This window comes from Pseudoalteromonas sp. BSi20495 (genome assembly GCF_000241185.1).
Lineage (GTDB): Bacteria > Pseudomonadota > Gammaproteobacteria > Enterobacterales > Alteromonadaceae > Pseudoalteromonas > Pseudoalteromonas fuliginea.
In genome coordinates, this window is the sequence record NZ_BADY01000020.1 from 1 (window position 1) to 2,238 (window position 2,238).

At 35.0% G+C, this 2,238-nt stretch carries 1 protein-coding gene and 1 pseudogene; both read right to left on the reverse strand.

Going from position 1 to position 2,238, the window contains the following annotated elements; translation table 11 throughout:
- Positions 1 to 179, reverse strand: a pseudogene (locus P20495_RS22380) (GGDEF domain-containing protein); the annotation flags it as partial.
- Positions 180 to 1,112: 933 nt separating this feature from the next.
- Positions 1,113 to 2,238, reverse strand: a 1,126-nt coding sequence (locus P20495_RS20115; protein ID WP_033015074.1) for a sugar MFS transporter, incomplete at its 5' end; no start/stop codon positions are given.

The window sequence follows — 2,238 nt, forward strand, 5'->3', positions numbered from 1 at the left end:
CTTGTTAATATTGGTGAGTAAACATCATAATTCAAAAAAATTAGAATGCTAATAACAACAATAGATATAGCAATCATAGTGAATAAAGAAAACGCTTGACGTTGTTTGTCAGAACTATAAACACTGTCAATGTTAATTAAGTTTAGCCAGCTTTGTTTGTTAGAAATTTTATTCACCATTATTTTATTGCTTTAAATACTTTATGAGAGTTGTTAAATGCCTTGTATTTCAATAAGAATACGTCGACAAGGAGGGTTTTCACTCGTCATCATACTGGTATAAAGTAAAGCGAAAGCCACTTTTAATTTTTTTCAACTTATTTATACGTATAGCCTATCAAAAATAAAACCGCTTCATCATTTAGTAAAAATAACTGACTAAATTTATTCACATACATGTAATTAATCGAATACGGCTAAAATACGAAAGCTTAAATGCATAACGCTGCAATAGTCACCTTGCTATAAAGTTCAGGCTTAGCGGACATAAATGCATTATTCTTATATTCGTTAGCCTGTTAATTTTAGCAAAATTTAGAAAGTTTTCTTACTTAATAACCCCTGTTAAGCTGCGATTTCGTTAAAAATAAGAGTAAAGGACTAACTGACAGAACGTAGATTTTCTGTGCGATGAGTTAAACATAAAATTGGAACGTTCTACAAAGTAACGACTCGATTAGTAATTGAATACGTATTCAATCACTAAAAACATTGTGCATGAAGGGATGAATGTACGTTAACTAAATAAGGTTTAATCACTGCAAAGGAGTATTTACCATGGTCGGCTTATTTTCAGGCAGACCTATGTGGTGTCGTTATTTCCCGTAAATAACCGAGAATACAGTGTAAACGCCAAACATGCGCAGCGCGGTAATTAAATTTACTCGTTAGAGCAACTTTCGAATTGTAAAAGTTAGTAAGCCCTAATAAAATCTTCAATCGCCTTTTATAAAGACAACAAGCTGAGCTAGTTTACTTGTACCAATCTGCATAGGTATTTGGACAACTTAACAAATTAAATTACCTCATATCTAAGCAGATTGGTATTATTTAAACCAAATATGATAAAAGCTTAAACTTATAAAATTAAAAAGATTAAGTACAACGGCTCAATCACCATTTTTTCGCTAGTTTAACTACGTTCAAACCGTACCAAGCAATAAATACATAACACAACATTGGGACAAAGAAACTAGCTTGTATATTAACCGTGTCAGCAAAGTACCCTTGTATCAGAGGGATCAACGCGCCACCGACAATTGCAAGACACAACCAACCAGATCCTTTACTCGTTAATGAGCCTAATCGTTCTATTGCAACAGAAAAGATGGTTGGAAACATAATAGAATTAAATAAACCAACTGCTAATACTGAATATAATGCAACGTCGCCGTCGCTAAATATTGTTATCAATAATAAAACAATGACACTGCATGCATTAAAAGCAATAGCTTTAGATGGTGCAATTTTTTGTAAAAGTGCAGAACCAATAAAGCGACCGACCATGGCACCTCCCCAGTAATAACTAATGAGTTTAGCTGCTGAGTGTTCTTCAAGACCTGCAATATGTGCCTCGCCAAAGTAATTAACTAAGAAGCTTCCTATAGCAACCTCTCCTCCTACATAACAAAATATAGCTAACACACCCATTGTTAAATGAGGTGCTTGAGTTAATGAGCGAGTTTGAGTGTGTTGATCGTTATTGTCTTTATGCGCTTCTATTTCTGGTAATTTAATAAAGGCAAAAATAATAGCAATTGACAACAGAGCTGCTGCTAGCAGTAAGTAAGGAATTTTCACTGATTCTGCAGAACCTGCTGAAACAGCAAGGCTACCTGCAGCGCCAAAAAACAATAACCCACCAACATAAGGACCAACGGTGGTACCTAATGCATTAAGTGCTTGTGCTAAGTTTAAGCGCGACGAGGCTGTTTTTTCAGGACCAAGAGCGGCCACATAAGGGTTTGCAGATACCTGTAAAACTGTAATACCTGAAGCAAGGACAAATAGCGCACTTAAAAAAAGCCAATATTCATGCACAACCACAGCAGGATAAAATAACATGCACCCAATCGATGCCACAACTAAGCCTGTTAAAATACCTTTTTTATAGCCTAGTTGTTTAACTAAAATTCCAGCGGGTAACGATACAATAAAATAAGCACCAAAAAAGCAAAATTGCACAAGCATTGCTTCAAAGTAGCTTAAATCAAATACGCTCTTTAAGCGGGGTATTAGT